Source organism: Kitasatospora sp. NPDC056783 (assembly GCF_042789895.1).
Classification (GTDB): Bacteria; Actinomycetota; Actinomycetes; order Streptomycetales; family Streptomycetaceae; genus Kitasatospora.
Genome location: NZ_JBHUAF010000532.1, coordinates 1 through 4,574, shown reverse-complemented (window position 1 = coordinate 4,574; position 4,574 = coordinate 1). Strand labels below are relative to the sequence as shown.

6 protein-coding genes are annotated in these 4,574 nt (G+C 74.5%); all 6 read right to left on the bottom strand.

Annotated elements, in window-relative coordinates; genetic code table 11:
* Positions 1 to 46: 46 nt before the first annotated feature.
* Entirely contained in the window at positions 47 to 1,165 is a 1,119-nt protein-coding gene (locus tag ACFRMQ_RS38545; RefSeq protein ID WP_380735547.1) for a hypothetical protein, read from the bottom strand.
* A 123-nt stretch (positions 1,166 to 1,288) separates the two neighbouring features.
* Positions 1,289 to 1,777, bottom strand: a complete 489-nt coding sequence (locus ACFRMQ_RS38540) for a DUF3180 domain-containing protein (RefSeq protein ID WP_380735545.1) — start codon at positions 1,775 to 1,777, stop codon at positions 1,289 to 1,291.
* Between the two features lie 178 nt (positions 1,778 to 1,955).
* Positions 1,956 to 2,555, bottom strand: coding sequence for a 2-amino-4-hydroxy-6-hydroxymethyldihydropteridine diphosphokinase (folK, locus tag ACFRMQ_RS38535; protein WP_380735543.1), 600 nt, complete (start codon positions 2,553 to 2,555; stop codon positions 1,956 to 1,958).
* Between the two features lie 41 nt (positions 2,556 to 2,596).
* Entirely contained in the window at positions 2,597 to 2,956 is a 360-nt protein-coding gene (folB, locus tag ACFRMQ_RS38530) for a dihydroneopterin aldolase (protein ID WP_380735550.1), read from the bottom strand.
* Between the two features lie 246 nt (positions 2,957 to 3,202).
* Positions 3,203 to 3,700 (bottom strand): nuclear transport factor 2 family protein, encoded by a 498-nt coding sequence (locus ACFRMQ_RS38525; protein ID WP_380735542.1) that lies wholly within the window; start codon positions 3,698 to 3,700, stop codon positions 3,203 to 3,205.
* Between the two features lie 10 nt (positions 3,701 to 3,710).
* Positions 3,711 to 4,559 (bottom strand): dihydropteroate synthase, encoded by an 849-nt coding sequence (gene folP / locus ACFRMQ_RS38520; RefSeq protein WP_380735548.1) that lies wholly within the window; start codon positions 4,557 to 4,559, stop codon positions 3,711 to 3,713.
* Between the last annotated feature and the right edge of the window lie 15 nt (positions 4,560 to 4,574).

The window sequence follows — 4,574 nt, the reverse complement described above, 5'->3', positions numbered from 1 at the left end:
GTCCCTCCGACTCCCCGCGCCGCGGCGTTCGCGTGTCTTCCGGGCCTCAGCGCGAGGCGCGCAGCTCCGGCAGCTGGATCAGCTCGGTCTCGTCCTCCGGCGTCAGGTCCACCACCGTCGGCTCGGCCCGCTCCGTCCCCTCGGCCGGCTCCGCCGCCCGGGCCTCGGCCTCGGCCTTCGCGGCCACCGCCTCGTCGCCCACCACATCCGCCAGGTCGGCGCGCTCACCCAGCTCGGCGACGCTGCCCACCGCCGGGGCCGGGGCCGCCGGACGCACCGCGGCGGCCGACCCGCGGCCGAAGAAGCTGAAGCCCTGTCCGCGCGCCTGCCCGGACTGGGCCGGACGCGACCGCTGCCGATCCACCGCCGAGGCGGGAGCCGCCGGAGCGGCCGGGGTCCCACCGAGCTGGCCGACCGTCGCGGTCAGCGCCGGACGCACCGCGGCGGGGCGCTCCGGGGCCGGGGCCGGGGCCGCCGGGGCCTGCCCCGGGGTGGGCACCGAAGGCGCCACCGGAGCCGGAACGGCCACCGGCACGGGCGCCGGGGCGGCCGGGCCCGCCAGCGACGCCCTCGCGGACGTCCGCAGCGCGACCTCCCCGCCCGCCGAACGCGCCCGCTGCGCGTCCCGCTCCGCCGCGCGGCGCTCCAGCGTCCGCAGCACGGACGCCGCCCGCACGAACGCGGCCGGACTGGCCGGATGCTTCGGACGGCTCGCGGCGAGCGCCCGCTGGGCCGCCTCGGCCTCCTTGAGCGCCTGCTCGGCCACCGCGACGGCCCGCTCGCGCAGCAGCCGGGCGATCTCGGTCTCGGCCTTCGCCAGCCGCGACTTCTCCGCCGTCAGCCGCCGCCCGAACCGGGTGGCCCGCTCCTCGGCGACCTCCGCCGCGTACTCGGCCTCGGCCAGCTGCTCCTCGAACCGCTCCTCGGCGCGCAGCCGCTGGGCCGCGGACATCTCGGCGGCCGCCCGGGCCGCCCTGTCCCGCTGGCGCAGCAGCAGCGCGAAGCCGAGCGTCGCGATCACCGCCGCGACGCCCACCGAGCGCACCAGGACGGTGTCCTGACTGAAAAGCAGCGCGGCCAGTGCGGCGACCAGCAGCACGCCGGCGGCGGTGGGGGGAAAGGCCCGGCCGAGGACGGAGGAATGACGGTGGCGTCCGCGAGACATGCTCAAGAAACTAGCGTGCGAATTGGGGGCGTGTCAGCCCAGGGTCCCCTTCCGCCCTTGACAGGGCCAGGTCTTTACCGCACGTGCCCGGAACCTCACCCAAGATCACGGAGAAGGCCCAGCTCAGCGGTGCGAGGCCGCCGGGCCGCCCGGGTCGTCGTGGTTCTCCGGCAACTTGCACACGTGCTGGATCCAGAGCGCCGCCGCGATCACCGCGGCCCCCGCCAGCACCGCGAGCCCGGCCGTCACGGCCTGGTCCTTGCGGGCCGGGACGTCCAGTTCGCCCAGCAGGTGGATCCCGGCCCCCGCGTAGACGCCGGTGACCACCGACGAGACCAGCGCGCTGGCCTGCCCCAGCACCACCGCCCGGGCCGCCAGCAGCGGGTCGACCCCCTTCGCCCCCCGCTGCCGCTCGCGCACCGCCTTCAGCCGGGCCCGCAGCGACAGCGCGATCGCCAGCAGGATCACCGCCACGGCCGCCAGCACCACCGGCGCCGCGGCCGGCACGGCCGGCAGCGTGTCCACGGAGGCCCACAGCTTGGAGCCGGCCCAGGACAGCGCCGTCGTGGCGGCGGTGATGCCGATCAGCAGGCGGAGGCGAAGCAGCTTCACTCGGAGGAGGTCCTTCCCGGGTACCAGAACCGGCCGGCCGCCCGGCGCGGCGACGCCAAGCCACCGTACCGGGCCCGGCCGGGCGGACACCCGCGCGAACGGCGGACACCTACTCGTACGGCCGGGCCCCCGGCCGAGTTCCCTGATCGACGGCCCCGGCCGAAGGCCCCGGGAGGGCCTACTCCGGCAGGGTCAGCCGGATGTCCTCGCGGCGCTTCACGCCCTGCGCGTCCGGGCCGCCCAGCGCGGACAGCAGCGCGTCCACCCGCCCGTGCCCGGGCACCTCGGCCTCCGGATCGGCGTCCAGCCACGGGGCGAGCACGAAGGCCCGCTCGTGCGAGCGCGGGTGCGGCAGCAGCAGCTGCGGGTCGTCGCTCAGCACGCCCTCGTAGGCCAGGATGTCGACGTCCAGGGTGCGCGGGCCCCAGTGCACGGTCCGCACCCGCCCGAAGGCGTCCTCGATGGCGTTGCCGCGCTCCAGCAGGTCCCGCGGGGGCAGCGAGGTGCGCAGCACCACGACCGCGTTGTAGTAGTTCGGCTGCTCCTCGGGACCGCCGACGGCCTCGGTCTCGTAGACCGCGGAGACGGCCTTGATCTTCAGCCCGGGCGTGTCGGCGAGCGCGTCGACGGCCCCCTGGAGGGTGTCCAGCCGGTTGCCCAGGTTGCTGCCGAGCGCGATCACCGCGGAGTGCTGGCTGTGCAGCGTGGTGTCGGCGGAGTCCACCCGGCTCTCCAGGTCGAACGCGTTCGGCGTGGCGGTCGGGTCGCTGCTGCTCATCGAAGAAATCCCTCTGCATCGGATGCCGGGCGCGCTGGTGGTCATGCGCGGCCCCGGTGGATGGTCACGGTCACGTCGTCGAACGGCACGGTGATCGGGGCGTCCGGCTTGTGCACGGTGACCTCGACCTCCTCGACCGCTTCGTGCTTGAGGCACTGGTCGGCAATGCGCTGGGCCAAGGTCTCGATCAGGTCGACCGGGTCCCCGGCGATGATCGCGGTGACCTCTTCGGCCACCAGACCGTAGTGCGCGGTGCGGGTGAGGTCGTCCGAGGCCGCGGCGGGGCGGGTGTCCAGGTACAGCACGAGATCGACCACGAAGGTCTGCCCCTCGACGCGCTCGCGGTCGAAGACGCCGTGGTGGCCCCGGGCACGCAGCCCCCGCAGGGTGACGCGGTCCAGCAAACGAATCACTGCTCCCAGTCGGACGGGCCCCACCCGGGGAAAAGCATGGACGGGCGAGGCGAAGGCGGGCAGCACGCCCGCCACTCCGTTTCGAATCTACCCGCGAGCACGGACAACGCCTGACCGTCCTACCCGGCACGAACCGACGCCACGCGCACCGATATGGCAATTGACGTGAACGTCCGGTGACCACTCGGAAATGCCGGGCGACTTCCCGCGGCGGAATTCCCGCGGTCTCCGGAATCAGCTCTCCTCGTCGTCGTCCCCGCTGGTCAGAACGGGTGAACCGTGATGCGACCAGAGCTTCCACCCGACCGGGGTGCGACGGAACAGATTCGTCGACACGACCTTTCCGCCGACCAGCGGACCGAGTTCCCCCTCCTCCTCCGCCTCACCGCCGGACAGGATGTTCTCGGTGCACGTGACAAGGGCCACATCCCCGTGGACCTCGGCCTCGACATCCGTCAGGAAGAACTGGATGTACTCCGTGTTCATCATGATCAGCATGTACGAACGGGTCACCTGCGCCCGGCCGCGCAGCACCGGCCAGCCCGGGTGCACGCACACCACGCCGCCCTTGTCGTCGGCGTACTCGGCGCCCAGCCAGGCTTCCTCGACCGCCTCGACGTCCCCCCGCTCCAGCGCCTCGTAGAACCCCCGGTTCGCCGCGAGCACCGCCTCCAGATCGGCCCCGCGGGCCTTTCCGGCCGTACCGCCGCTCAACTTGCCGTCACCCGTCACAGACCCTCCCTCAGCCCAGCCGCGCCGCGTGCTGCCAGGCCGCGACCACCCGGACGGCATCCGCCGTGCCGGACACGTCGTGCACCCGCACCGCCCAGGCTCCGGCCCGGGCCGACAGCACCGACACCGCGGCCGTCGCGTCGTCGCGTTCCCGGGCCGGGCGTAGTTCCCCGGTTGCCGGGTCGGCGAGCAGCGTACCCAGGAACCGCTTGCGCGAAGCCGCCACGAGCACGGGACGGCCGAGCGCGGTGAGCGCGTCCAGCCGGCCGAGCAGCGCCCAGTTGTGCTCGGAGGTCTTGGCGAAGCCGAGCCCCGGGTCGAGGATCAGCTGGTCCTCCTTGACCCCGGCGGCCAGCAGCGCGTCCACCCGGTCGGTCAGCTCGGCGACCACGTCCCGCACCACGTCGTCGTAGACGGCCATCCGGTCCATGTCGACGGACTGCCCGCGCCAGTGCATCACCACGAAGGGCGCGCCGGTCTCGGCGACCACCCGGGCCATCGCCGGGTCGGCGAGCCCGCCGGAGACGTCGTTGACGATCGCGGCGCCGGCCTCGACGGCCCGCTCGGCGACCGAGGCGCGCATGGTGTCCACCGAGACCAGCACGCCGGCGTCGGCGAGTTCGCGCACCACCGGGACCACCCGGCGCAGCTCCTCCTCCTCGGGCACCCGCTGCGAGCCCGGGCGGGTGGACTCGCCGCCGACGTCCACCAGGTCCGCGCCCCGGGCCCGCAGCGCGAGGCCGTGCGCGATCGCCTTCGCGGGGTCGTGCCACATCCCGCCGTCCGAGAAGGAGTCGGGCGTGACGTTGACCACGCCCATCACGGCGCAGCGGTCCAGCCGCGGAAGACCGGCCGGCAGGGAGAAGGACGGCGA

Bases quoted from the DNA above. Each gene is read 5' to 3' on its own strand.
- folK (WP_380735543.1), bottom strand. From the start codon at position 2,555: ATGAGCAGCAGCGACCCGACCGCCACGCCGAACGCGTTCGACCTGGAG.
- ACFRMQ_RS38545 (WP_380735547.1), bottom strand. From the start codon at position 1,165: ATGTCTCGCGGACGCCACCGTCATTCCTCCGTCCTCGGCCGGGCCTTT.